Genomic DNA, 24,319 nt, shown 5'->3' with positions numbered 1-24,319 from the left:
CGGGCACGGGACTCCAGAGCGATGGTCTTGTACGGCGTGAGAACCGCAAGATCACCACTGGGGCCGTGCCCGCACCCGCACCTTCGACCGCGTGTCGCCGCAGCTCAGCGCCTACTCACCGCGACTTTGCCGACCCCCTGGGTGATTAATGTCGGCAGAGAACAGCCGGCTGCCGGGCTCGAGCGCGCCACCGACGGCGGCAGCGTTCTCCTCGCACTCCTGCCGGTATGTACGAAGGAGCGACACCGTGTTGTTGTCGAGGGCGATCCGGCGCTGTTGGTGGGTCTTGGTGTCCTTCTCCCACGTGCGGGTGCCCTGTTGAGCGATGCTGCTACGGATCGTCAGAACGGCGCGGTCGAGGTCGAGCAGGTCCCAACGCATCGCACACAGCTCGCCGCGGCGGGCACCGGTCGTCATGGCGAGCCAGAGCAGGCACCCCCACATGACGTCCGGGAACGCCGCGTTGAGGATCGCGGCCGCCTGGTCGGCCGTCGGCGGGTTGGGGTCGGACCGGCCGCCGCGGGGCGGCTCGGCTTGGTCAAGTGGGTTGACCGTGATCCAGCGCCAGCGGACGGCACGCGCGAGAGCGCCGCTGAGGCAGAAGTGCACCTTCCGGATCGTCGAGGTGGCCAACGGCCGGCAGACGTGCGGGCGGCACTTCTCCGAGCACTCGTGCGGGCCGTCGACGGCGTGCTCGACGAACGGCCGGCCGTCGCAGTGCGCCCGGCACCGGCGGAGGATCGCTTGGTGGTTGTCGAGCGTCTCGCCGTCGAGCTTGGCGAGCGGGAGGTGTCCGAGCAGCGGGCGGATGTGCACCCGGATCGTCTGCTCGTAGCGGTCGAGGGTGGTCTCCTCGACGTCGAGCAGCTCGAGGTAGCGGTCCATGAGCTGGTTGACCGTTGCTTTGGTGCGCGGGTTGCGGCGCTCGTCGACCTGGTGCACGAGCCGGCGCCGGACCTTGTCCGCCTCTGCGGCGGCCTTCGGGCCGGCGGGCACGGTCTCGACGAGGTAGTTGCGTTTGCCGCTGAGGGCGTCGACGCCGGCGTAGACGCGGACCCGCAGGGACCCGCTCGGCAGCGTCTCGATCTCGCCGCGCTGGCGCTTCTTGGGCTTGCCGGAGGACCCGGTCATGGGCCGACCGTAGCAGGCTCGCTCCACGAGTAGCTCCACGTCGAGCGGCCTGACCAGCGGCGCGAGCCGCTCACCTGCGTGCCCCCGGCAGGATTCGAACCTGCGGCACCCGCTTTAGGAGAGCGGTGCTCTATCCCCTGAGCTACGAGGGCGGCGGAGCCGATCCTAGTGGCACCATTCCCGCATGGAGCCCAGGCGGTACACCGCGACGCCGGAGGTCGGGGGGCGAGGGCGGCTGACCGTGCCCGTGCCGTTCGACCCGGACGAGGTCTGGGGCCGGAAGGCGGCGCACCACGTCGCCGGAACGGTGGGCGGGGTCCGGGTGCGGGCCACCGTGGAGGTGGTGGGAGGGCGCTGGGTCATCGCGCTCGGGCCGGCGTGGCGGCGGGACTGCGGGGTGGAGCCGGGGGCCACGGTCGAGGTCGTGCTCGCACCGGAGGGGCCGCAGCGGGGGGATCTCGCCGAGGACGTTGCCGCGGCGCTGGACGCCAGCCCGTCGGCCGGTGCGTTCTTCGACTCGCTCGCCCAGTTCTACCGACGCGCCTACCTGCGCTGGATCGACGCGACGAAGCGGAGGCCGCAGGAGCGGGAGCGGCGGATCGCGGTCGTCGTCGCGCTCCTGGAGCAGGGGGTCAAGCAACGGCCGGGGCCCGGAGCGTCAGCAGGGTGATCTCCGGCGGGGAGCCGACGCGCACCGGCGGCCCCCAGAACCCGGTGCCGCGCGTGACGTAGAGCCAGGTCCGGCCGACGCGGGTGAGGCCGGCGAGGACGGGCTGGTCCACGAGCGCCACGTGGGTCAGCGGCCAGAGCTGGCCGCCGTGGGTGTGTCCGGAGATCTGCAGGTCGACGCCGGCGCGGGCGGCGCGGGCGACCATCACCGGCTGGTGGCAGAGCAGCACCACCGGCGCGGAGGGGTCGCGACCACGCAGGGCTGCGTCGAGGTCGAAGCCGTGGCCGGGTACGCCGGACGCGGCGGCGGTGCGGTCGTCGCAGCCGGCGATGTGCAGCACTGCCTCGCCACGGCGGATCTCCTCGCGCTCGTTGCGCAGCACGCGCACGCCGAGCGTCGGCAGGAACTCGACCCAGCCCGCTGCTCCGGAGTAGTACTCGTGGTTGCCGGTGACGAAGTACGTGGGTGCGGCGATGTCCGCCAGCGGTGCCGCGTAGGTGCCGAGCTCGTCGACGGTGCCATCGACGAGGTCGCCCACTACCGCGACGACGTCGGGACCGGAGCCGTTGATCAGACCGACGAAGCCGGCGAGGTCGGTGCCGTCGACGAGTGGCCCGAGGTGGATGTCGGAGATCGCGGCGATCGTGAAGCCGTCGAAGGCGGGGTCCAGGCGATCGAGCAGCACCTCCCGGCGCTCCACGCGGGTCTGCCGGGCGGCGACGGTGCCGTACCCCACGGTGACGGCGGCCGCCACGGCCGCACTCGCCGCGATGACCCCCGACAGGAACCGGCGCCGCTGCTCCGACGGGCGACCGCGGACGAAACGCAGCCCCATCCGCACGAACTCTCCGACCCCGAGCAGGAACGCGAGGTAGAGCACCAGGGCCAGCCAGAGGTAGCCGACGTGGTGCAGCGGACGCGCGGCCTCGGGGGCGAGCACGCCGCGGGTGAGCAGCGCGGTGCCGGTGACGACGGCGAGCGTGGTGATCACCAGGGCCCCGAGCAGCCGGCCCCGCCTGCTGCGGAGGACGTCGTGCACGGCCCGCCGGTAGACGTAGAGGTGCAGCAGCACGACCAGCACGAGCACGAACCCGACGAGACCCACGGACGGATCGTGCCCGACGGTCCCGAGCACGGTCCGTCGCCGTCTCCCAGCGCGGCGCCCGGCCCGCTGGTGACATCGAGCGCACGAACCCGCCGCGGCCCTCGCATCCCCCGCCGAACGCTCCGGCCTTCCGGGCGAGGTCCGCGACCCGGACCGGCGCGCCCGGCCCACTAACCTCGTACCCATGACCGACACCCCCACCGTCGCACTGCTGGGTACCGGGATCATGGGCGCGGGCATGGGCCACAACATGCTCGGCGCCGGACTCCCGTTGCGGGTCTGGAACCGCACCGCGGACAAGGCGCGCGGGCTCGCCGACGCGGGAGCGGTGCTCGCCGCGGAACCGGCGGAGGCGGTGGCAGGTGCGGACGTCGTCGTCACGATGCTCGGTGACGGGCAGCACGTGCGGTCGGTGATGGAGCGGGCGGCCCCGCGCGCGGGGCAGGTGTGGGCGCAGATGACGACGGCCGGGATCGACCAGGGCGCGCTGCTCGACCTCGCCGACGCGTACGGCGTGCTGTTCGTCGACGCGCCCGTGGTCGGGACGCGGCAGCCCGCGGAGTCCGGGCAACTGCTGGTCCTCGCCGCCGGTGCCCCGCAGGCACGCGGCATCGTGCAGCCGGTCTTCGACGCCGTCGGCCGCGAGACGCGCTGGCTCGGCGAGGACCCGGCGGGTTTGGCGGCCAGCCGGCTCAAGCTCGTCGTCAACAGCTGGGTGCTGGCGATCACCGCGGCCACGGGGGAGACGCTCGCACTGGCCCGCGGGATGGCCGTCGACCCGCAGCAGTTCCTCGACGCCGTCGGCGGCGGCCCGCTCGACCTGCCGTACCTGCAGGCCAAGGCGGCCGCGATCCTCGCGGCGGACTGGACGCCGAACTTCTCCGTCGCCAACGCGGCCAAGGACGCCGACCTGATCGTCGCCGCGGCGAGGGGTGCCGGCGTCACGCTCGACGTCGCGGCGGCCGCGGCCGACCGGTACCGCCGCGTCGCCGACGCCGGGCACGGCGACGCCGACATGGCCGCCGCCTACCTGGCCAGCTTCTCGGCGTAGCCGCGCGCACGCAGGGCCCGACTCGCGCGCACGCAGGGCCCGACTCGCGCGCACGCAGGGCCCGACTCGCGCGCACGCAGGGCGCGACTCGCGCGCACGCAGGGCGCGACTCGCGCGCACGCAGGGCGCGACTCGCGGGGTCAGTTGGTGCTGTGCTCCACGCCGTAGGTGGTCATCGGGGCCGGCACGGCGCTCAGCTGTGTGAGCAGGCCGGTCTCGCGCGCGAGCAGCAGCCGGACCATGCGCAGGCGCTCGGTGGGGGAGACCTGCTCGAGCAGCGCCTGGCGGTCGGGCAGCGGCAGCAGGCAGTCGGCGGCAAGCACGTGTGAGAGGTGGTCGGGCGGGATGTCGTCGGCGGGCTCGGTCCAGTCGTCGGTCTTCCACGCCGTGGCGCAGTAGCGCCGGTGCGCGTCGCGGGCACCGGCGCAGAGCATGCTGGTGAGGTCGTCGCCGCCCTCGGGCTCGGCGTCGGGGAGGAACTCCACCGAGCCGACCAGGTAGGGCTTGGAGTCGGTGTCGAGGTCGAGGAGCCGGAAGCGCCGGGCGCCGCGGGTGACGATGTCGAAACGGCCGTCGGGGAGGCGGCGGGCGTCGCGCAGCTCGGCCGTGCAGCCGACGGCGTGCAGGCCTTCCAGCCCGTCGTCGTCGGGGGTCCAGCCCTCGCGCACGGCGACGACACCGAACTGCTTGTCCGGCACCGCGCCGGTGACCAGGTCGACGGTGAGCTGGCGGTAGCGCGGCTCGAAGATGTGCAACGGCAGCATCGCCCCCGGCATCAGCACGGTTCCCAGCGGGAACACGGGGACGGTCTCGGCCACGGGCTTACGGTACGGCGCCGCGGCCGTGCTCGCCCGGCGGCTTCAGCACCGCGAACGCGTCGGTCACCCGCAGTGTGCGGGCGGTGAACCGGAACAGCGCGGCGGGGCGGCCGCCGGAGGGGCCCGGCGGAGCGACCGCACCGGTGGGTTCCAGCAGGGCGCGCCGGGTCAGCACGCGCTGCAGGTTCGTGGCCGATACGGGATGGCCCAGCGCGGCGACGTAGAGGTCGCGCAGCGCGGAGATGGTGAACTCGCGCGGCGCGAGCGCGAAACCCAGGTTCGTGTAGGACAGCTTCGCGCGCAGCCGGTCGCGCGCGGCGTCGACGATGGCGCCGTGGTCGAACGCGGCGCCGCTGATGGCGGGCGGGCGGGCGGTGCGGACGAGCTGACCGTCCGGGGCGGGGTCGGCCCCCGCCGGCCCGGGCGCCACCCGGCGCCATGCGGTGTCGGGTGGCACCAGCGGGTCCGCGTCGGAGGGCACCAGCCCGAGGAAGGCGGTGGCGATCAGCCGGGTGCCCGGCACCCGGTCCGGGTCGCTGAACACCCCGAGCTGCTCGATGTGGGCCACCTCGCGCAGGTCGACCTTCTCCGCCAGCTGCCGCAGCACCGAGCGCTCGACGTCCTCGTCGTCGCCGAGGCGGCCGCCGGGGAGGGCCCAGCAGCCGCGGTCGGGGTCGCGGGCCCGTTGCCAGGCGAGCACCTGCGGGTGACCGCCGGAGATCCGCAGCACCGCGGCGAGCACCTCGTGCCCGGTCTGCCTGGTGCCCACGGGCGGATCGTAGGCGGGCGACGGCCGGGCGCGGTGGGTACGGGCCTCCGGCGAGCCGCTGAGGGTCGCCGCTGAGGGTCGCCGTGGTGAACGGAGGATGACCGTCGGGTGAGGTCCGGATCACGTCGTCCGTGCCCTCGCGCGCCGGAACTGCTAGCATCGCGGCTAGTTTACGACTACAAGTCGAAAACATGAGGAGGGTCCCATGGCGGTGACCGAGGTGCTCCCGGCCGTCGAGCCGAGCTGGGCCGAGGAGGTCCGGGCGCTCGCGCAGGCGCAGGACGCGGTGGTGCTGGCGCACAACTACCAGCTCCCGGAGATCCAGGACGTCGCGCACCACACCGGCGACTCGCTGGCCCTGTCGCGGCTCGCGGCGGAGTCGACGGCGTCGACGATCGTCTTCTGCGGCGTGCACTTCATGGCCGAGACCGCGAAGATCCTCGCCCCCGACAAGACCGTGCTGATCCCGGACGCGCGCGCGGGGTGCTCGCTCGCCGACTCGATCACCGCCGACCAGCTGCGGTCGTGGAAGGCCGAGCACCCGGGCGCCGTCGTGGTGTCCTACGTCAACACGACGGCCGCGGTGAAGGCGGAGACCGACGTCTGCTGCACCTCGTCGAACGCGGTGGAGGTCGTGGAGTCGATCCCGGCCGACCGCGAGGTGCTGTTCCTGCCCGACCAGTTCCTCGGCGCGCACGTGCGCCGCATCACCGGCCGGGCGAACATGCACGTCTGGGCGGGGGAGTGCCACGTGCACGCCGGGATCAGCGGGCCCGCGCTCACGGCGCAGTCGCAGGCCCACCCCGACGCCGAGCTCTACGTGCACCCCGAGTGCGGCTGCGCCACCTCCGCTCTCTACCTGGCCGGAGCCGGTGCCGTGCCCTCGGAACGGGTCCGGATCCTGTCCACGGGCGGGATGCTCGACGCCGCCCACAGCTCGACGCCGGGCGGCACCGTGCTGGTGGCCACCGAGGTGGGCATGCTGCACCAGCTGCGCCGGGCCGCGCCGGAGGTCGACTTCCGCGCCGTGAACGACCGCGCGTCCTGCCACTACATGAAGATGATCACACCGGCGAAGCTGCTGCGCGCGCTGCGCGAGGGCCGCGACGAGGTGCACGTGGACCCCGAGCTCGCCGCCCGCGGCCGCGCCGCGGTCCAGCGCATGATCCGGATCGGGCAGCCCGGGGGTGGGGAGTGACCGCGGGCTGGAGCGCCGCCGCGGACCTCGTCGTCGTCGGCAGCGGCGTCGCAGGCCTCACCGCGGCGCTGGACGCCGCGGCCGCCGGGCTGCGGGTCGTCGTCGTCACGAAGGACGCCGTGGACGCGGGCTCGACGCGGTGGGCGCAGGGCGGTGTGGCCGTCGTCGTCGGTGACGTGCCCGGCGACAGCGTCGAGGCCCACGTGACCGACACGCTGGAGGCGGGCGGCGGGCTGTGCGATCCCGCGGCCGTCACGTCGATCATCGCCGACGGCCCGGCCGCCGTGGCGCGGCTGCGGTCGCGCGGTGCGCGTTTCGACCCGGGCCCCGACGGCCGCCTCGCCCGCACCCGGGAGGGCGGGCACTCCGCGTTCCGCGTGGTCCACGCCGGAGGCGACGCGACCGGTGCCGAGGTCGAGCGGGCGCTGGTCGGTGCGGCAGGCGGCTTGCCGCTGCTCACCGGGCACGTGGCCGTCGACGTCCTGCGCGACGGACATGGCGCGGTCGCCGGCCTCGCTCTCCTCGACGACGGCGGCCGCCCCGGCGTGCTGCGTACCCCCGCGGTGCTGTTGGCGACCGGCGGGTACGGGCAGCTGTACTCGTCGACGACCAACCCGGAGACCGCCACCGGCGACGGCATCGCCCTCGCGCTGCGCGCGGGGGCCACCGCGGCGGACCTGGAGTTCGTGCAGTTCCACCCGACGGTGCTCTACACCGGGCCCGCGGTGGGGCGGCGGCCGCTGGTCACCGAGGCCGTCCGCGGCGAGGGCGCCGTGCTGCTCGACCGCGCCGGGCGCCGCTTCATGACCGGCGTGCACCCGCTGGCCGACCTCGCCCCGCGCGATGTCGTGGCCGCCGCGATCACCCGGCGGCTGGCGGAGACCGGCACGTCGTGCGCCTACCTCGACGCCCGCGCGCTCGACGGCTTCGCCCGCCGCTTCCCGACGGTGTACGCCGCCTGCCGCGCCGCGGGGATCGACCCGGTGCGCGAGCCGATCCCGGTGACCCCCGCCGCGCACTACTCGTGCGGCGGGATCGTCACCGACGCGCAGTCGCGCACCGCGGTCCCCGGGCTGTACGCGGCGGGGGAGGTGGCCCGCACGGGCCTGCACGGGGCGAACCGGCTGGCGTCGAACAGCCTGCTGGAGGGCCTGGTGATGGGCGCCCGCGCCGCGCGGGCGGTGGCCGCGGACCGCGCGGGTGGGTTGCAGCAAGGCCACCTTCACGCAACCTCGTTGCGTGAAGGTGGCCTTGCTGCAACGGGTGCGGCCGCTCCAGCCGTGCCGATCGCCGAGCGGGGCGTCGTGCAGCGGGCGATGTCCGGGGCGGCCGGGATCGGGCGGGACGGGCCCGGGCTGGCCGCGGCCTCCGATGCCGTCGAGGCCGCCACGGTGCTCGGCGTGCCGATCGACCGGGCGGGGGTGGAGGACGCCGCGCTCACGCTGCTCGCGCAGGCCGTGCTCGCGGCGGCGGGCACCCGCACCGAGAGCCGTGGCTGCCACGTCCGCACCGACTTCCCCGCCCGCGACGACGGCTGGCAGCGGTCGAGCCTGGAGGTCGGGCTCGACGACAGGGGCCGGCCCGTGGTGCGCAGCGAGCGGACGGTGGCGGCATGACGCCGTCGCCCGTGCCGCCGCCACCCGGGTCACAGCAGGGTGGCTTTCCTCCGGTCCAGTCGGAGCAAAGCCACCCTGCTGTGACGGGTGCCGCCGGTGCCGCGGGTGCCGCGGGTGCGGCTGGTGCGGCCGGTGCGGCCGGTGCCGCTGGGCTCGATCTCGAGGATCTGCGGCGGGTCGTGGACACCGCGCTCGCCGAGGACCTGCGCTACGGCCCCGACGCCACCACCGAGGCCACCGTGTCGGCCGACGCGATGGCCGTGGGTGCCTTCGTGGCGCGGCGCGGCGGCGTGCTGGCCGGGGTGCCGGCCGCGCTGGCCGTGCTCGATGCCGTCGTCGGTGACTACGAGGTGCTCGGCGCCGCCGCCGACGGTGACCGGCTCGCGGCGGGGGACGCCGCGCTCACCGTCCGCGCGCCCGTCCGCACGTTCCTCACCGCGGAGCGCACGGCGCTGAACCTGCTGTGCCACCTGTCCGGCGTCGCCACCGCGACCGCCGCGTGGGTGGACGCCGTCGCCGGCACCGGTGCCCGGATCCGCGACACCCGCAAGACGCTTCCCGGCCTGCGGCTGCTGGAGAAGTACGCCGTGCGCTGCGGCGGGGGCGTCAACCACCGGCTCGGGCTCGGCGACGCCGTGCTGATCAAGGACAACCACGTGGTGGCGGCCGGGTCGGTCGGAGCAGCGTTGCGGGCCGCGCGGGAACGGGCGCCGCACCTGCCGTGCGAGGTGGAGGTCGACTCGCTCGAGCAGCTCGACGAGGTGCTCGCGCTGGGTGCGGAGCTGGTGCTGCTGGACAACTTCTCCGTCGCGCTCACCCGCGAGGCCGTGCGGCGGCGGGGGGACCGGCCGACCCGGCTGGAGTCCTCGGGCGGGCTCGCGCTGGAGAACGCCCGCGCCTACGCCGAGACCGGCGTCGACTTCCTCGCCGTCGGCGCCCTGACCCACTCCGTCACCGCGCTCGACCTGGGGCTGGACCTGCGCCCGGCGTGACGCTGCCCACGAGTAGGGCGCGGCGTGCGGGGAATCCCGGTCCCACGAGCGACAATCGGGACGGGTCGCGTCAACGTCGACCACCCGCCCCTGACCACCCCCGGCCGCGTGCGGCCGGGCAGCCGGGCCGGAGACGACATGATCATGATCTGCGAGCGCTGCTTCACCGAGATCGGTGCGGGCGAGTCGATGGTGCGCATGGCGCACATCGACCGGGCCCACCACGACGGTAGTGTCGACTGGGTCTACGCCTACGTGCACGTGACGGCGTGCGTCAGCGACCGTCCGGCGGCGCACGAACGCCCCGACACCGGAAGCTGGGACAAGGCGCGGGGTGTCGGCGGCCTGCGTCACTGACCGTCGCCTGCGTCATTGACCGTCGGCGGCCCGGGCGTCGGCGAGCCCGCCCGGGCGTGCCGGCCCGTCGGGCCTGCGTCGTAGGCTGATCGCATGCTCCGCCGGACCGACCTGCGCTCCCAGGATCTCCCCTCCACCACCGCGCTGCGCGGGTTGCTGCCCCGCGCGGAGGTCGACGTCGATGCGGTGCTGCACCAGGTGCGGCCGATCGTCGAGGCGGTGCGCGAGCGCGGGGTGGATGCGGTCCTGGAGTTCGCGGAGCGGTTCGACCGGGTGCGACCGACGTCGGTGCGGGTCCCCGCCGACGTGATGACCGGCGCGCTGAGCGCCCTCGACCCGGCCGTCCGCGCCGCGCTGGAGACGTCGATCGAGCGCGCCCGGACGGTGCACGCCGACCAGCGGCGCACCGACGTCGTCACCCAGGTGGTGCCCGGTGGCACGGTCACCGAGCGGTTCGTGCCGGTGCGCCGGGTCGGGCTCTACGCACCGGGCGGGCTGGCGGTCTACCCGTCGAGCGTGGTGATGAACGTGGTGCCGGCGCAGGAGGCCGGGGTCGAGTCGCTGGTGGTCGTGTCGCCGCCGCAGGCCGAGCACGGCGGGTGGCCGCACCCCACGATCCTCGCGGCGGCCGCGCTGTTGGGGGTCGAGGAGGTGTGGGCGGTCGGTGGTGCGCAGGCCGTCGCGCTGCTGGCGTACGGCGGCACCGACACCGACGGCGCGGAACTGGAGGTCGTCGACGTCGTCACCGGGCCGGGCAACATCTACCTCACCGCCGCCAAGCGGCTGCTGCGCGGGCTGATCGGCATCGACTCCGAGGCCGGCCCCACCGAGATCGCGGTGCTCGCCGACGACACCGCCGACGCGGTGCACGTCGCCGCCGACCTGATCTCGCAGGCCGAGCACGACCCGTCCGCGGCCTCGGTGCTGGTGACGACGTCCCCGGAGCTGGCCGACGCCGTCGACGCCGCGCTGGAGCGGGCGCTGCCGCAGACCAAGCACATCGACCGCATCCGCACCGCGCTCACCGGCCCGCAGTCGGGCACCGTGCTGGTGCGCTCGATCGACGACGGGATCGCCGTCGTCGACGCCTACGCCGCCGAGCACCTGGAGATCCAGACCGCCGACGCCCGCGCGGTCGCGCAGCGCATCCGCAACGCCGGCGCGATCTTCGTCGGGCCGTGGGCGCCGGTGAGCCTGGGGGACTACTGCGCGGGCTCCAACCACGTGCTGCCGACCGGGGGCTGCGCGCGGCACTCGGCGGGGCTGTCGGTGCAGACGTTCCTGCGCGGCGTGCACGTGATCGACTACTCGCGCGACGCGCTGCGCGACGTCGCCGACGCGGTGGTCACGCTCGCGGACGCGGAGGACCTGCCGGCGCACGGCCAGGCGGTCACGGCGAGGTTCCGGTGACCCCCGCCCTGGCCGACCTGCCGATCCGCGACGACCTGCGCGGGCGCTCGCCCTACGGTGCGCCGCAGCTCGACGTGGCGGTGCGGCTCAACACCAACGAGAACCCCTACCCACCCCCTCCGGAGCTGGTGGCCGACGTCACCGCCGCGGTCGCCGACGTGGCCGGCGAGCTGCACCGCTACCCGGACCGGGACGCCGTCGCGCTGCGCGCCGACCTCGCCACCTACCTCGTGTCCGCCACCGGGGTGGAGCTGGCGGCGGCGAACGTGTGGGCCGCCAACGGCTCCAACGAGGTGCTCCAGCAGATCATGCAGTGCTTCGGCGGGCCCGGGCGCACGGCGGTGGGCTTCGAGCCGTCGTACTCGATGCACCCGATCATCGCCGCGGGCACCCGCACCGAGTGGCTCCCCGCGCCGCGCCGGGCCGACTTCTCGATCGACGTCGACGCCGCCGCCGCGCTGCTGCGCTCGGCCGCGCCCGACCTCACGTTCCTGACCAGCCCGAACAACCCCACCGGGCAGTCCCTCACCCCCGCCGAGCTGGCCGCGCTGATCGACGCGGCACCGGGCATGGTGGTGGTCGACGAGGCGTACGCGGAGTTCTCCGACCACCCCAGCGCGATCACGCTGCTCGCCGACCGCGGCCACAAGCTGATCGTCAGCCGCACGATGAGCAAGGCGTTCGCGTTCGCCGGGGGCCGGCTGGGCTATCTCGCTGCCGCGCCGGCCGTCGTCGACGCCCTGCAGCTCGTGCGGCTGCCCTACCACCTGTCCGTGCTGACGCAGGCGGCGGCGCGCGCGGCCCTGCGGCACTCCGCGGCCACGCTGGGCTCGGTGGCGCTGCTGCGCCGCGAGCGGGAGCGGGTGGTGTCCGAGCTGGTCGCGGCCGGGTACGACGTGGTCGACAGCGACGCCAACTTCGTGCTGTTCGGCAGGTTCGCCGACGCGTCGCGCGCGTGGCAGGCGTTCCTGGACGACGGGGTGCTGATCCGCGACGTCGGGATCTCCGAGCGGTTGCGGGTCACGATCGGTACACCCGAGGAGAACGACGCGTTCCTGCAGGTCGCAGCGGACGTCGCGAGCAAGGAGTTGCTGTGAGCAGGATCGGTCGCGTCGAGCGCGTCACCAAGGAGTCGCGGGTGCTCGTCGAGATCGACCTCGACGGCTCCGGGAACACCGAGATCGCGACGGGGGTGCCGTTCTTCGACCACATGCTCGACGCCTTCGGCAAGCACGGCGCGTTCGACCTCACCGTGCGCGCCGAGGGCGACGTCGAGCTCGACGCGCACCACACCGTCGAGGACACCGCGATCGTGCTGGGCCAGGCGATCCGCGAGGCGCTGGGCGACAAGTCCGGCATCCGCCGGTTCGGCGACGCGTGGATCCCGATGGACGAGGCGCTGGCGCACGCGGTCGTCGACGTCTCGGGGCGGCCCTACACCGTGCACACCGGCGAGCCGGAGATGATGGTGGGCTTCGTCGTCGGCGGGCACTACCCCACGGTGCTCAACCGGCACGTGTTCGAGTCGGTGGCCTTCCACGGCCACCTGGCCCTGCACGTCCGCGTGCTCGACGGCCGCGACCCGCACCACATCACCGAGGCCGAGTTCAAGGCGGTGGCCCGGGCCCTGCGTGCGGCGGTGGAGCCGGACGCGCGGATCACCGGCATCGCGTCGACGAAGGGCACGTTGTAGGCGTGGTTCGCCGGAGGCCGGGCCGGGTCGGTGTGGCCCCGGGCGGTGGCCCCGGGCGGACGCGGGTCCGGGGGGCCGGCCAACCGTGGGCAGTGCGGGGTCGGGACGGTGCGGGGTCGGGACGCCGTGGTTCGCGGTGGCAGGCCGGGTCGCGATGGCCGAGTCTCGGTGGCCGGGTCTCGGCGGAGCGGACGTCCGGCGGCCCGTCGGCCGGGATGATCGGCGGCTCGGAACCTCGGGGTGTGTCGGGGCGCGGCGCGGGTTCCGATCCGGCGATCACAGCCCCCGTGGGACCGGAAGGGCCAGCCATGATCGTCGGTGGGGAACCCGGGCCGGGCCGCCGAGTTCGGTGCCGAACCCTTCTCGACGCGGCACTAGCATGGTGGCATGGCGAAGATCGTCGTGCTGGACTACGGATCGGGCAACCTGCGCTCGGCCGAACGGGCGCTGCGCCGGGTCGGGGCCGACGTCTCCGTCACCGCCGACGTCGACGCCGCGCTCGAGGCCGACGGGCTGGTCGTGCCGGGCGTCGGGGCGTTCGCCGCCTGCATGAGCGGCCTGCGGGCCGTGGGCGGCCCGCGGATCATCGACCGGCGCCTCGCGGGCGGCCGCCCGGTGCTGGGCATCTGCGTGGGCATGCAGGTGCTGTTCGAGCGCGGTGTGGAGTGGGACGAGCGCACCGAGGGCTGCGGGCAGTGGCCGGGCACCGTCGAGCGGATCAAGGCCGACGTGCTGCCGCACATGGGGTGGAACACCGTCGCAGCGCCGGCCGGGTCCGTGCTGTTCGACGGCCTCGACGCCGCCACCCGCTTCTACTTCGTGCACTCCTTCGGGGTGCGGCGCTGGGAGCTGGAGACCTCCGCCGACGGGAGTGTCTCGAGCCTGCGCCCGCCGATGGTCACCTGGGCCCACCACGGCGAGGAGTTCGTCGCGGCCGTGGAGAACGGCCCGCTGGCGGCCACGCAGTTCCACCCGGAGAAGTCCGGGGACGCCGGCGCCACGGTGCTGCGGAACTGGCTGCGCGACGTGGTCGGGTAGCGGTCAGCGCCCGGTGAACTCGCGCTGCCGCAGGTCGTAGCGCAGCTCGCGGCGCCCGTCGCGGATGCCGTCGACGATCAGGGCGACCACCTCGTCCACCGTCGCCGCCGCGGCCATCGGCGGGGCCTGCCCGGCGATCGCCCGCCCCGCCAGTCCGGTCTCGATGTGCGGGGGCCGGACGTCGAAGACGGTGACGCCCCGCCTGCGCTGCTCCTGGCGCAGCGCGGTCAGCCACGCCGACAGGCCGGCCTTGCTGGCGGTGTAGGCCGCCATCCCGGCGGTGGGATGGTCGGCGAGGATCGCGCTGAGCACCGCGACCGTGCCGTTCCCGTCCATCCGGGGCAGCGCGGCCCGCACCATCGCCATCGGCGCCATGGTGTTCACCGTCAGCAGGTGCTCGGTGAGCACGTCGTCGGTCTCGTGCGCCGGGCCGAACGCGGCCACCCCGTAGGCCACCACCAGGACGTCGAGCCCGCCGAGCGCGCCCGCCGCCTCGTCGACGACGGCGGCGCAACGCTCGAGGTCCAGCGCCTCGAAGGTCCACCTCGGGGCGTCACCGAGCGTCCCGGCGAGCGCGTCGAGCCGCGCGGCGTCGCGTCCGGCGAGCGCGAGCCGGGCGCCCGCCCCGTGCAGCGCCGCCGCGACCCCGCCGCCGAGCACGCCCGTCGCGCCCGCCACCAGCACCCGTGCGCCGTCGATGTCCATGCCGGTCACGGTAGGTGCGCCGCGAACTCGTGGCGCGCTGAAACCCGCGGGCCCCCGGCGGACTCCTCCTGGTGAGAACAGAGGAGAGACGCCATGGAGCAGTTCGGGCGGTACCGGCTGGAGGAGCTCGTCGGACGGGGCGGCATGGGCGAGGTGTACCGGGCGGTCGACACGGTGCACGACCGCGTGGTGGCGCTCAAGCGCCTGCCCGCGCACCTGGCGTCGGACGAGGAGTTCCGCGCCCGGTTCCGCAAGGAGGCCACGGTGGCGTCGCGGCTGACCGAGCCGCACATCGTCCCGATCCACGACTTCGGCGAGATCGACGGGCGGCTCTACCTGGACATGCGGCTGGTGACCGGCCGCGACCTGGCCGCCGTCCTCGCCGCGGAGGGGCCGCTCGCGCCCGCCCGCGCGGTGTCGATCGTGGCGCAGGTCGCGAGCGCACTGGACGCCGCACACGGGTCCGGGTTGCTGCACCGCGACGTCAAGCCGGCGAACGTGCTGGTCACCGGCACACCGGGTGGCGAGTTCGCCTACCTCGCCGACTTCGGCATCGCCCGCGCCGTCGACGGCTCCGGTGACGCCGCGCTGACCGCCACCGGCGCCACCGTCGGCACCCTGGGCTACATGGCGCCCGAGCGCTTCCTCGGCGACCGTGTCGACCACCGCGCGGACGTCTACGCGCTGGCGTGCGTGCTCGTCGAGCTGCTCACCGGGCAGCTCCCGTTCGCCGGCACCGGCCCGGCGCTGATGCACGCGCACATGGCCGCGGAGCCACCCGCACCGAGCCGGCTGCGGGCGCAGGTCCCGGCCGGTCTGGACGAGGTGGTCGCCCGGGGCATGGCCAAGCGGCCCGACAACCGGTACGCCTCGGCCGGCGCGTTCGCCGCGGCCGCGACGCAGGCCGTGGCGCCGGTCGCCGTCGGTGCCGCACCCGACCTGCACACCGTGGTCCCGCTGCGCGGCGCCTTCGGCGCGCCGCCCGCGCCGTCGGGCCCCACCCCCTACGCCACCCACGTGCCCACGGCGTACCCACCCACGGCGCACGCCCCCTACCCGGCCCCGCCTGCCCGCGGGCCGGCCGCTCCCGCCGCACCGTCCCCGCGGAGGTGGCCGCTGCTCACCGCGGCCGCCGCCGCGGCCGTCGCGCTCGGCGTCGCGGCCGCCGTGGCGCCGTGGCCCGGCGAGACGATCACCGAGCCCCCGCCCGGCGGCGGCGTCGTCGTCACCGGGTCGAGCGGCACGACCGCTACCGCCGAGCCCGACCCCACCGCGGCCCTGCTCGCGCGGATCAACGGCGACGGCTACGTGGAGTCCAGCTGCACGCAGGCGACGACCACCGACGGCGCGGTCGCCCAGGTCGACTGCGACACGACCGACCCGGCCGTGCCCGCGGTCGTCTTCCAGCAGTTCGGCGACACCGCGACCTACGACGCGTCGCTGCTGGCCGTCGCGAACGGCACGACCGGCGAGCCGGTCGACTGCGCCTCGGGCGGGGCGTCGCAAGAGACCTTCGCCGGGTACGACCTGTCCTGCGGCTGGACCACCCTCGCCGACGGCACCGGGGTGTACGTCATCGCGTGGGGGAGCCCGACGTCGCAGGTGCAGGGCCTGGTCGGCGGGGTGGACCCGGCGGCCGTGTGGAACTGGTGGCTGGTCCACACCCCGTTCTGAGCGCGTCGGTAGGCTGCGCGCCGTGACCTTCACGTTGCTGCCCGCCGTCGACGTCGCCGACGGCCAGGCCGTGCGGCTGGTGCAGGGCGAGGCCGGAACCGAGACCGGCTACGGCGCGCCCCGCGAGGCGGCGATGCAGTGGCAGGACGACGGCGCCGAGTGGATCCACCTCGTCGACCTCGACGCCGCGTTCGGGCGCGGCTCCAACGCCGAGCTGCTGGCGGCGGTCGTCGGCGAGCTGGACGTGCAGGTGGAGCTCTCGGGCGGCATCCGCGACGACGCCTCGCTGGAGCGTGCGCTGTCCACCGGGTGCGCGCGGGTCAACCTGGGCACCGCCGCGCTGGAGGACCCGCGGTGGTGCGCGCGGGCCATCGCCGCCCACGGGGAGCGCATCGCCGTCGGCCTCGACGTCCGCATCACCGATGCCGGCCACCGGCTCGCGGCCCGCGGCTGGACCACCGACGGCGGCGACCTCTGGGAGAACCTGGAGCGCCTCGACCGCGACGGCTGCGCCCGCTACGTCGTCACCGACGTGAGCAAGGACGGCATGCTGAAGGGCCCCAACACCGAGCTGATGCGCGAGGTCGCGAACGCCACGACGGCCCCGGTGATCGTGTCCGGCGGCATCTCGGAGATCGCCGACCTGGAGGCCCTGGCCCGGGTGGCGGCGCAGGGCGTGAACCTGGAGGGCTCCATCGTCGGGAAGGCGCTCTACGCCGGTCGGTTCACCCTGCCCGAGGCGCTGGCCGCGATGCGGGCCGTCGAGGCCGACTCCGCGCGGCAGGCGGCCGGCTGATGGGTGTCGCGGTCCGGGTGATCCCGTGCCTGGACGTCGACGCGGGCCGGGTCGTCAAGGGCGTCAACTTCGCCGACCTGCGCGACGCGGGCGACCCCGTCGAGATGGCGCGCGTCTACGACGCCGAGGGCGCCGACGAGCTCACCTTCCTCGACGTCACCGCGTCGTCGGGGGAGCGGGCCACCATGCTCGACGTGGTGCGCCGCACCGCCGAGCAGGTGTTCATCCCGTTGACGGTCGGCGGCGGCATCCGGGCCACCGACGACATCGACAGGCTGCTGCGCAACGGCGCGGACAAGGTCAGCATCAACACCGCCGCCATCGCGCGCCCGGAGCTGCTGCACGAGGCCAGCCGCCGGTTCGGGTCCCAGTGCATCGTGCTGTCGGTCGACGCACGCACCGTGCCCGAGGGGTCGGCGCCCACGCCGTCGGGCTGGGAGGTCACCACGCACGGCGGCCGGCGCGGCACCGGGATCGACGCCGTCGAGTGGGCGGCGCGCGGCCAGGAGCTGGGCGTCGGGGAGATTCTGCTGAACTCGATGGACGCCGACGGCACCCGCGCCGGCTTCGACATCGCGATGATCACCGCGGTGCGGGCCAGGGTGGACGTCCCGGTCATCGCGAGCGGCGGGGCGGGCGCGGTGGAGCACTTCCCGCCCGCGGTACGGGCGGGCGCCGACGCGGTGCTCGCCGCCACGGTGTTCCACTTCGGGCACTTCCGCATCGCCGACGTCAAGCGGGCGCTGGGGGAGGCGTCGGTGGAGGTGCGATGAACCGGGTCCTCGACTCCCGGCTCGACCCGGCCGTCGCGGCCCGGCTCCGGCGCACCCCCGACGGCCTGGTCTGCGCGGTCGCCCAGCAGCGCGGCACCGGCGAGGTGCTGATGGTGGCGTGGATGGACGACGAGGCGCTGCACCGCACCCTGACCACCGGCCGGGCCACGTACTGGTCGCGCTCCCGCGAGTCCTACTGGGTCAAGGGCGAGAGCTCCGGGCACGCCCAGCGGGTGCACGAGGTGCGGCTGGACTGCGACGGCGACGCGGTACTCGTGATCGTCGACCAGACCGGGCCGGCCTGCCACACCGGCACCCGCACCTGTTTCGACACCGACGTCCTGCTCGGCCCGGCCGGCCCGGCGGACGGCACCACCCGCCCGGGGTGAGGATCAGTCCAGGGGCCCGGTGAGGTAGCGCTGCACCGTGGGCGCCACGGCTGCCACGACCGTCGCGCGGTCGGCCGACGCCAGCGGCTCCACGCCCACGACGTAGCGGGCCATCCCGAGACCGATCAGCTGGGAGCCGACCAGCGACGCGCGCAGGTCGGCGCGGTCCGGGGCGATCACCTCGGCGATCCGGGTGAGGATCACCCGCGTCACGAACTCGCGCAGCATCCGCGCCGCCGCGTCGTGCGACGCCACGCTGCGGATCAGCGACGCCATCGGGGCGCCGCCGGTGGTGTCCCAGACCGTGAGGAAGCGGGTGACCAGCCGCTCCCCGAGCTGCTCGGGATCGCCGGCGAGCACCTGCGGGAACACCGTCGCCGGGTCGATCGGGATGTGCAGCGACGCGGTGAACAGCGCCTCCTTGCCGCCGAACCAGTGGTTGACCATGGCCGGGTCGACGCCGGCCCGCTCGGCGATCATCCGCACGGTCGCGCCGTCGTAGCCCCGTTCGGCGAACGCGTCCCGCGCCGCGTCGACGAGCTGGGCGCGGGTGTCGGCGCCTGCCTTGCGGCGCCCGCGCCTGCGCGGTGCCCCGGGCAGCTCCGGGGTCCTGTCGGATGGGGCCACGGCTGCATTGTCCCGGCCGGATCCGCCGGGCGGTTCGTCGCACCCCGACCGGGCCGGTCGTGTCGACGACGGCGGTCAGCGGGCGCAGTCGCGACCGAGCGACGACACGGGAGTCGCGCCGGGACGGGTCCACTGCGGTACGGGACGGCTGGTCGGGCCCCAGGTGGCGTGCCCGTCCGCGTCCGAGCACCAGTACCAGCAGGAGTCGCGCCCCTCGGGCCAGCCCTCGGGGTTGTCCTCCCACGCCTCGCCGCGGCCGTACGGCGTCATGTCGAGCAGGCCGAACGCCCCGCCGGCCGGTTCGTTGCCCCGACCGGTCGTGGAGTAGGTGAGAAACGTGCGGTCGCCGTCGCGCAGGTAGCAGGTGAGCGAACCCATGCCGTCCCCGACCGGGGCGGCCACGTCGCGTACCGAGTACCAGGGCCGGGTGTAGCCCATGAACTCGACGAACGGAGCGACCTCGTCCCACCGGCCCTCGGTCAGCACGGCGTAGGAGACACCGCGGGCGGCGAGGTAGACGGCGGCGTCCTTCGTCTGCCACGCGTTGGTGGTGCAGCCCCCGCACTGCCCCTGGTGCGGCGCGCCGTCGTGCCACATGTGCTTGTAGACCACGAGCTCACGGTGGTGCCCGAACAGGTCCAGGAAGGGGACCGGGCCCTCGGGCCCGACGACCTCGACCGTCCCGTCGAACTCCACCATCGGCATCCGGCGGCGGGCCGCGGCGAGAGCGTCGCCGTGCCGGGTGTGGGCCTTCTCGCGGACCAGCAGTTCGTCCCGGGCGGCCTGCCAGGTGGCCAGGTCGACGACGGGCGGGCGGCCGGTCGGCGCGGTGGTCGGGTCGTTCGGCGTGGGTGTCATGCGTCCTCCCTGGAGGTCTCGTGCCGGCGGCGTCGCGCACCGCCCTGCAGGAACTGGAGACGTCCGGCCCGGCCGGAACTCATCGGCGACGCCGGCCGGCGAGGTGCCCGGCGCCGCTCCTGAGAGGATGGGGTCATGACCGTCGCAGCCCCGTCCCTCGGCGCGGTCACCCCCAGCCGTGAGGAGTTCCGCGAGCTGGCGGCCGGCCACCGGGTGATCCCGGTGACGCGCCGCCTGCTCGCCGACGACGAGACCCCCGTCGGGGTCTTCCGCAAGCTGGCCGGTGACCGCCCCGGCACGTTCCTGCTCGAGTCCGCGGAGAACGGGCGGTCGTGGTCGCGCTGGTCGTTCGTCGGCGCGCGGTCGGTGGCCGCGCTCACCGCCGTCGACGGGGAGCTGGTGTGGACCGGGGAGGTGCCGGCCGGGCTGCCCGTGTCGGGCGACCCGCTGGCCGCGCTGCGCACCGTGGTGGAGGAGCTGCGCAGCGAGCCGCTCCCGGGCCTGCCCCCGCTGACCGGCGGGATGGTCGGCTACCTCGGCTACGACACCGTCCGCCGCCTGGAACGGCTCCCCGCACTGGCCGTCGACGACATGGCGGTGCCCGAGATGGTGATGCTGCTGGCCAGCGACCTCGCCGCCGTCGACCACCACGAGGGCACGGTCACGCTGATCGCCAACGCGATCAACTGGGACGCCTCCGACGACCGGGTCGACGACGCCTACGACGACGCCGTGGCACGCCTGGACCGGATGACCGACGAACTGGCGGCGCCCGCGCCGTCCACGGTGGCGGTGTACTCGCCCGCCTCACCGGACTACACGCGGCGGCGCACCCCGGCCGAGCACCACGCGGCGATCGAGGTGGCGAAGGAGCAGATCCGGGCGGGCGAGGCGTTCCAGGTGGTGGTCTCGCAGCGCTTCGAGACCCCGTGCGACGCCGACCCGCTCGACGTCTACCGGGTGCTGCGCGCCACCAACCCGAGCCCGTACATGTACCTGCTGCGCCTGGAGTCCGCCGCGTCGTCGTCCGGCCCACCCCAGCGGTTCGCGATCGTCGGCTCCAGCCCCGAGGCGCTGGTGACCGTCCGCGACGGGCAGGCCACCACGCACCCCATCGCCGGCACCCGCTGGCGCGGGGACACCGAGGAGGCCGACCAGCTCCTGGAGAAGGAGCTGCGCACCGACGAGAAGGAGCGCGCCGAGCACGTGATGCTCGTCGACCTGGGGCGCAACGACCTGGGTCGGGTCTGCGAGCCCGGCACCGTCAAGGTCAGCTCGTTCTTCTCGGTGGAGCGCTACAGCCACGTCATGCACCTCGTGTCGACGGTGACCGGCCGGCTGCGCCGCGGTTGCAACGCCTTCGACGCGGTCACCGCCTGCTTCCCGGCCGGAACGCTGTCCGGCGCGCCGAAGCCGCGCGCGATGGCGATCATCGAGGAGCTGGAGCCGACGCGGCGCGGGCTCTACGGCGGGATCGTCGGCTACCTCGACTTCGCGGGCGACGCCGACACCGCCATCGCCATCCGCACCGCGCTGGTGCGTGACGGGGTGGCCTACGTGCAGGCCGGTGGCGGGATCGTGGCCGACTCCGACCCGGTGGCCGAGGACACCGAGTGCGTCAACAAGGCGATGGCGGTGCTGTCGGCGGTGGCCACGGCGGCGACGCTGCGCGCGGCGGCGGACCGGTGAGACCCGGGCCGTCGGTGACGGCGGCCGCACCGACCCGCGGGCCGCGCCTGCTCGGAACGGTGTGCGTCGGTCTGCTCGTGTCGGCGGCTGCGCTGTGGGGCGCGTCGGTGGCCGTGTGGTACCGGGTGCCGGTCGCGGTGCCCGCGGAGCGGGTCGTCGACGTCACGGGCGCGCAGGTGCAGCCGGCGCTGGGCGGGGTGGCGCTGCTCGCCGTGGCCGGGGTGGCCGGGGTGCTGGCCATCGGCGGTGTCGCGCGCCGGATGGTCGGCGTGCTGCTCGGGGTGGCCGGGGCGGCGATCGTCGTGGTGGGGGCGTCTGCGCTGGTGGCCGACCCGTTCGCGGCGGCCGCCGGGTCGCTGCCGCTGCCCCCGCCGGGCGGCACCGCCGACGCGCTGCGCAACCGGCCGGGCGAGACCACCCCGGCCCCGCTGCTCGCGGTGGTCGGCGGGCTGGTGCTGCTGGCCGTCGGCGCGGTGGTGCTCGTGCGGGAGCGGCGGCTGCCCCGGTTCGGGGCGCGCTACAGCGCCGCCCGGGGGCGCGACGGGGCCGCGCGCCCGCCCGCCGACCCGGACCGGGCCGCGTGGCAGGACCTGGACGCCGGGCTGGATCCGACCGACGGACCGGTCGCCCCGACGCCCGGGGATGATCCTGACGGCGGGACCCGGAACCGGGCTGGCTAGCATGGCCCGAGCGTCCGATCCAGTTCTGCTGGCCGATCCGGGGAGGGGGACGATCCGAATGAGCGAGAACAACGGGGGCAGTGTCCTCGATTCCATCGTGGACGGCGTGCGTTCCGACCTCGCGGTCCGAGAGGCGCAGGTCGACTTCGCCGAGATCAAGCGTCGTGCGCAGGCCGCCGTACCGGCGCGCGACGTCCTGGCCGCGCTGCGGGCCCCGGGCATCGGGGTCATCGCCGAGGTCAAGCGGCGCAGCCCGTCGAAGGGGAACCTGGCGTCGATCGCCGACCCCGCCGAGCTCGCGGCCTCCTACGCGGAGGGCGGCGCGCGGGTCATCAGCGTGCTCACCGAGGAGCGCCGGTTCGGGGGCTCGCTGGCCGACCTCGCGGCCGTCCGGGCCGTCGTCGACGTGCCGGTGCTGCGAAAGGACTTCATCGTCAGCCCCTACCAGGTGCACGAGGCGCGGGCCTTCGGCGCGGACCTGGTGCTGCTGATCGTCGCCGCCCTGGAGCAGAACGCGCTCGACTCGCTGCTCGACCGGGTCGAGTCCCTCGGGATGACCGCGCTGGTCGAGGTGCACACCGAGGAGGAGGCGGACCGCGCGCTGGAGGCCGGCGCGAAGGTCATCGGTGTCAACGCCCGCAACCTGCACACCCTCGAGGTCGACCGCACCGTGTTCGGGCAGATCGCCCCCGGGCTGCCCAGCGACGTGCTGCGGGTGGCCGAGTCCGGCGTGCGCGGGCCGGGTGACCTGCTCACCTACGCCGGATGGGGCGCCGACGCCGTGCTCGTCGGCGAGGGGCTGGTCACCAGCGGCGACCCGCAGGCGGCCGTGCGCAGCCTGGTGGCGGCGGGCTTCCACCCGTCGTGTTCCCGCATGCTCCGCTGACCTACGGTTCCCGGTGTGACCACGCACGCGCAGGCCAGCGACGGCATCGAGACGCCGTCCGGACACGAACCCGACGGCAAGGGACATTTCGGGCGCTACGGCGGCCGCTTCGTGCCCGAGGCGCTGGTCGCCGCGCTCGACGAGCTCACCGTCGTGTACGAGAAGGCCCGCACGGACCGCGACTTCCTCGACGAACTGGACCGGCTGCACCGCGACTACTCCGGCCGGCCGTCGCCGCTCACCGACGCCACGCGGCTGTCCGAGCACGCGGGCGGTGCGCGGGTCCTGCTCAAGCGCGAGGACCTCAACCACACCGGCTCCCACAAGATCAACAACGTGCTGGGTCAGGCGCTGCTCACGAAGCGGATGGGCAAGACCCGGGTCATCGCGGAGACCGGCGCGGGCCAGCACGGCGTCGCCACCGCCACGGCGTGCGCGCTGCTTGGCCTGGAGTGCGTGGTCTACATGGGCGAGGTCGACACCGAGCGCCAGGCGCTCAACGTCGCGCGGATGCGGCTGCTCGGCGCCACCGTGATCCCGGTGAAGACCGGGTCGCGCACGCTCAAGGACGCGATCAACGAGGCGCTGCGCGACTGGGTCACCCACGTCGACGAGACGCACTACCTGCTCGGCACGGTCGCGGGCCCCCACCCGTTCCCGATGATGGTGCGCGACTTCCACCGCGTCATCGGCCTGGAGGCGCGCGAGCAGGTGCTGGAGCGCACCGGCAGGCTGCCCGACGCGATCGCCGCGTGCGTCGGCGGCGGGTCCAACGCGATCGGCATCTTCCACGCGTTCCTCGACGACCCGGGCGTGCGGCTGGTCGGCTTCGAGCCCGGCGGCGACGGCGTCGAGACCGGGCGGCACGGCGCCACGCTCTCGGAGGGCTCGCCGGGTGCCCTGCACGGTGCGATGAGCTACCTGCTGCAGGACGAGGACGGGCAGACGAGCGAGTCGTACTCGATCTCCGCGGGCCTCGACTACCCCGGCGTCGGACCCGAGCACGCGCTCCTCAAGGACATCGGGCGGGCCACGTACGAGCCGGTCACCGACGCGGAGGCGATGGACGCGTTCGCGCTGCTGTGCCGCACCGAGGGGATCATCCCGGCGATCGAGTCGGCCCACGCGATCGCCGGTGCGCTGCGGCTGGGGCGGTCGCTGGGGCCGGAGGGCGTCGTGCTGGTGAACCTGTCCGGGCGCGGGGACAAGGACGTCGACACCGCGGCGAAGTGGTTCGGCATGATCGCCGACGGGCAGAGCGCCGCGGACGCGAGCGGCACCGCCATCGCCGAGGGCGCCTCGGCGGCACCGGGCGACACCCTCGCGGCGCGGCCATCGCCCGCGGGCGCCGACACCGGGAGCGTGCAGTCGTGAGCGGCGCCGCACGCGGCAAC

The 24,319-nt window shown here is 74.9% G+C and carries 25 protein-coding genes and 1 tRNA gene; 18 read left to right on the top strand and 8 right to left on the bottom strand.

The genetic code is table 11. The features are described from left to right. Positions 1 to 111: 111 nt before the first annotated feature. Both Q1K26_RS10520 and Q1K26_RS10515 read right to left on the bottom strand, forming a co-directional pair. Positions 112 to 1,131, bottom strand: a complete 1,020-nt coding sequence (locus Q1K26_RS10520) for a tyrosine-type recombinase/integrase (RefSeq protein ID WP_300009779.1) — start codon at positions 1,129 to 1,131, stop codon at positions 112 to 114. A gap of 79 nt (positions 1,132 to 1,210) precedes the next feature. After that, a tRNA-Arg gene (locus Q1K26_RS10515) sits at positions 1,211 to 1,283 on the bottom strand. Positions 1,284 to 1,315: 32 nt separating this feature from the next. Here Q1K26_RS10515 and Q1K26_RS10510 point away from each other — a divergent pair. After that, positions 1,316 to 1,801 (top strand): YdeI/OmpD-associated family protein, encoded by a 486-nt coding sequence (locus tag Q1K26_RS10510; protein WP_300009776.1) that lies wholly within the window; start codon positions 1,316 to 1,318, stop codon positions 1,799 to 1,801. On the opposite strand, the gene Q1K26_RS10505 is transcribed toward Q1K26_RS10510, so the two are convergent. Beyond that, positions 1,764 to 2,906, bottom strand: coding sequence for a metallophosphoesterase (locus Q1K26_RS10505; RefSeq protein WP_300009773.1), 1,143 nt, complete (start codon positions 2,904 to 2,906; stop codon positions 1,764 to 1,766). The two genes, Q1K26_RS10510 and Q1K26_RS10505, sit on opposite strands and share 38 nt — an antisense overlap. A 184-nt stretch (positions 2,907 to 3,090) precedes the next feature. Here Q1K26_RS10505 and Q1K26_RS10500 point away from each other — a divergent pair, with 184 nt between their 5' ends. Next, a complete protein-coding gene (locus Q1K26_RS10500) occupies positions 3,091 to 3,957 on the top strand; it encodes an NAD(P)-dependent oxidoreductase (protein WP_300009770.1) in 867 nt (288 codons plus the stop codon). Positions 3,958 to 4,097: 140 nt separating this feature from the next. On the opposite strand, the gene Q1K26_RS10495 is transcribed toward Q1K26_RS10500, so the two are convergent. Together Q1K26_RS10495 and Q1K26_RS10490 are read right to left on the bottom strand one after the other, a co-directional pair. Further along, complete coding sequence (locus tag Q1K26_RS10495; RefSeq protein WP_300009767.1) at positions 4,098 to 4,775, bottom strand: LON peptidase substrate-binding domain-containing protein; 678 nt, start codon at positions 4,773 to 4,775, stop codon at positions 4,098 to 4,100. A 4-nt stretch (positions 4,776 to 4,779) separates the two neighbouring features. Continuing rightward, on the bottom strand, positions 4,780 to 5,544 hold the full coding sequence (locus Q1K26_RS10490; RefSeq protein WP_300009764.1) for an NUDIX domain-containing protein: 765 nt from the start codon (positions 5,542 to 5,544) through the stop codon (positions 4,780 to 4,782). A 205-nt stretch (positions 5,545 to 5,749) separates the two neighbouring features. Here Q1K26_RS10490 and nadA point away from each other — a divergent pair, with 205 nt between their 5' ends. The 8 genes from nadA to hisH all read left to right on the top strand — a co-directional run bounded on the left by nadA (position 5,750) and on the right by hisH (position 13,848). Further along, positions 5,750 to 6,742, top strand: a complete 993-nt coding sequence (gene nadA / locus Q1K26_RS10485; RefSeq protein WP_300009761.1) for a quinolinate synthase NadA — start codon at positions 5,750 to 5,752, stop codon at positions 6,740 to 6,742. Beyond that, positions 6,739 to 8,358: an L-aspartate oxidase gene (locus Q1K26_RS10480; protein ID WP_300009758.1), complete on the top strand. Its 1,620-nt coding sequence runs from the start codon at positions 6,739 to 6,741 to the stop codon at positions 8,356 to 8,358. The genes nadA and Q1K26_RS10480 overlap by 4 nt, the downstream gene beginning before the upstream one ends. Positions 8,359 to 8,537: 179 nt before the next feature. Then, positions 8,538 to 9,350: a carboxylating nicotinate-nucleotide diphosphorylase gene (gene nadC / locus Q1K26_RS10475; RefSeq protein ID WP_363320460.1), complete on the top strand. Its 813-nt coding sequence runs from the start codon at positions 8,538 to 8,540 to the stop codon at positions 9,348 to 9,350. 138 nt (positions 9,351 to 9,488) lie between these two features. Further along, positions 9,489 to 9,707: a hypothetical protein gene (locus Q1K26_RS10470; protein WP_300009755.1), complete on the top strand. Its 219-nt coding sequence runs from the start codon at positions 9,489 to 9,491 to the stop codon at positions 9,705 to 9,707. 93 nt (positions 9,708 to 9,800) lie between these two features. Then, positions 9,801 to 11,117: a histidinol dehydrogenase gene (gene hisD, locus Q1K26_RS10465; RefSeq protein WP_300009752.1), complete on the top strand. Its 1,317-nt coding sequence runs from the start codon at positions 9,801 to 9,803 to the stop codon at positions 11,115 to 11,117. Further along, on the top strand, positions 11,114 to 12,214 hold the full coding sequence (locus Q1K26_RS10460; RefSeq protein WP_300009749.1) for a histidinol-phosphate transaminase: 1,101 nt from the start codon (positions 11,114 to 11,116) through the stop codon (positions 12,212 to 12,214). The genes hisD and Q1K26_RS10460 overlap by 4 nt, the downstream gene beginning before the upstream one ends. Continuing rightward, positions 12,211 to 12,810: an imidazoleglycerol-phosphate dehydratase HisB gene (hisB, locus tag Q1K26_RS10455; RefSeq protein ID WP_300009697.1), complete on the top strand. Its 600-nt coding sequence runs from the start codon at positions 12,211 to 12,213 to the stop codon at positions 12,808 to 12,810. The genes Q1K26_RS10460 and hisB overlap by 4 nt, the downstream gene beginning before the upstream one ends. A gap of 387 nt (positions 12,811 to 13,197) precedes the next feature. After that, positions 13,198 to 13,848, top strand: coding sequence for an imidazole glycerol phosphate synthase subunit HisH (gene hisH, locus Q1K26_RS10450; protein WP_300009695.1), 651 nt, complete (start codon positions 13,198 to 13,200; stop codon positions 13,846 to 13,848). A gap of 3 nt (positions 13,849 to 13,851) precedes the next feature. Here hisH and Q1K26_RS10445 read toward each other — a convergent pair whose 3' ends face one another. Further along, positions 13,852 to 14,553 (bottom strand): SDR family oxidoreductase, encoded by a 702-nt coding sequence (locus tag Q1K26_RS10445; protein ID WP_300009692.1) that lies wholly within the window; start codon positions 14,551 to 14,553, stop codon positions 13,852 to 13,854. Positions 14,554 to 14,646: 93 nt separating this feature from the next. Between Q1K26_RS10445 and Q1K26_RS10440 the strand changes: the two genes are divergently transcribed. Genes Q1K26_RS10440 through hisI form a run of 4 tightly spaced genes read left to right on the top strand, consistent with a single transcriptional unit; the run spans position 14,647 to position 18,185 of the window. Then, positions 14,647 to 16,227, top strand: a complete 1,581-nt coding sequence (locus Q1K26_RS10440; protein ID WP_300009689.1) for a serine/threonine-protein kinase — start codon at positions 14,647 to 14,649, stop codon at positions 16,225 to 16,227. A 22-nt stretch (positions 16,228 to 16,249) separates the two neighbouring features. Then, entirely contained in the window at positions 16,250 to 17,023 is a 774-nt protein-coding gene (gene priA, locus Q1K26_RS10435) for a bifunctional 1-(5-phosphoribosyl)-5-((5-phosphoribosylamino)methylideneamino)imidazole-4-carboxamide isomerase/phosphoribosylanthranilate isomerase PriA (RefSeq protein WP_300009686.1), read from the top strand. Further along, the gene (gene hisF / locus Q1K26_RS10430; protein ID WP_300009683.1) at positions 17,023 to 17,796 is read left to right on the top strand and encodes an imidazole glycerol phosphate synthase subunit HisF; all 774 of its coding nucleotides are present in this window, start codon (positions 17,023 to 17,025) and stop codon (positions 17,794 to 17,796) included. The genes priA and hisF overlap by 1 nt, the downstream gene beginning before the upstream one ends. Beyond that, on the top strand, positions 17,793 to 18,185 hold the full coding sequence (gene hisI / locus Q1K26_RS10425; protein WP_300009680.1) for a phosphoribosyl-AMP cyclohydrolase: 393 nt from the start codon (positions 17,793 to 17,795) through the stop codon (positions 18,183 to 18,185). The genes hisF and hisI overlap by 4 nt, the downstream gene beginning before the upstream one ends. 3 nt (positions 18,186 to 18,188) lie before the next feature. Here the strand turns inward: hisI and Q1K26_RS10420 are convergent, their stop codons facing one another. Both Q1K26_RS10420 and Q1K26_RS10415 read right to left on the bottom strand, forming a co-directional pair. Beyond that, positions 18,189 to 18,812: a TetR family transcriptional regulator gene (locus Q1K26_RS10420; RefSeq protein WP_300009677.1), complete on the bottom strand. Its 624-nt coding sequence runs from the start codon at positions 18,810 to 18,812 to the stop codon at positions 18,189 to 18,191. Positions 18,813 to 18,887: 75 nt separating this feature from the next. Then, positions 18,888 to 19,670: a DUF899 family protein gene (locus Q1K26_RS10415; RefSeq protein WP_300009674.1), complete on the bottom strand. Its 783-nt coding sequence runs from the start codon at positions 19,668 to 19,670 to the stop codon at positions 18,888 to 18,890. A gap of 135 nt (positions 19,671 to 19,805) precedes the next feature. Here Q1K26_RS10415 and Q1K26_RS10410 point away from each other — a divergent pair, with 135 nt between their 5' ends. The 4 genes from Q1K26_RS10410 to trpB are packed head-to-tail and all read left to right on the top strand — an operon-like array spanning position 19,806 to position 24,299. Then, entirely contained in the window at positions 19,806 to 21,359 is a 1,554-nt protein-coding gene (locus Q1K26_RS10410) for an anthranilate synthase component I (RefSeq protein WP_300009671.1), read from the top strand. Between the two features lie 14 nt (positions 21,360 to 21,373). Further along, positions 21,374 to 22,039: a Trp biosynthesis-associated membrane protein gene (locus Q1K26_RS10405; RefSeq protein WP_300009668.1), complete on the top strand. Its 666-nt coding sequence runs from the start codon at positions 21,374 to 21,376 to the stop codon at positions 22,037 to 22,039. A gap of 58 nt (positions 22,040 to 22,097) precedes the next feature. After that, the gene (gene trpC / locus Q1K26_RS10400; protein WP_300009665.1) at positions 22,098 to 22,925 is read left to right on the top strand and encodes an indole-3-glycerol phosphate synthase TrpC; all 828 of its coding nucleotides are present in this window, start codon (positions 22,098 to 22,100) and stop codon (positions 22,923 to 22,925) included. A gap of 15 nt (positions 22,926 to 22,940) precedes the next feature. Further along, positions 22,941 to 24,299 (top strand): tryptophan synthase subunit beta, encoded by a 1,359-nt coding sequence (gene trpB, locus Q1K26_RS10395; protein ID WP_300009662.1) that lies wholly within the window; start codon positions 22,941 to 22,943, stop codon positions 24,297 to 24,299. Positions 24,300 to 24,319 lie beyond the last annotated feature (20 nt).

This window comes from Pseudonocardia sp., from assembly GCF_029263155.1.
Classification (GTDB): domain Bacteria; phylum Actinomycetota; class Actinomycetes; order Mycobacteriales; family Pseudonocardiaceae; genus Pseudonocardia.
Note: the sequence above shows the minus strand (reverse complement) of the source record. Positions and strands in the feature narration are given on the sequence as shown.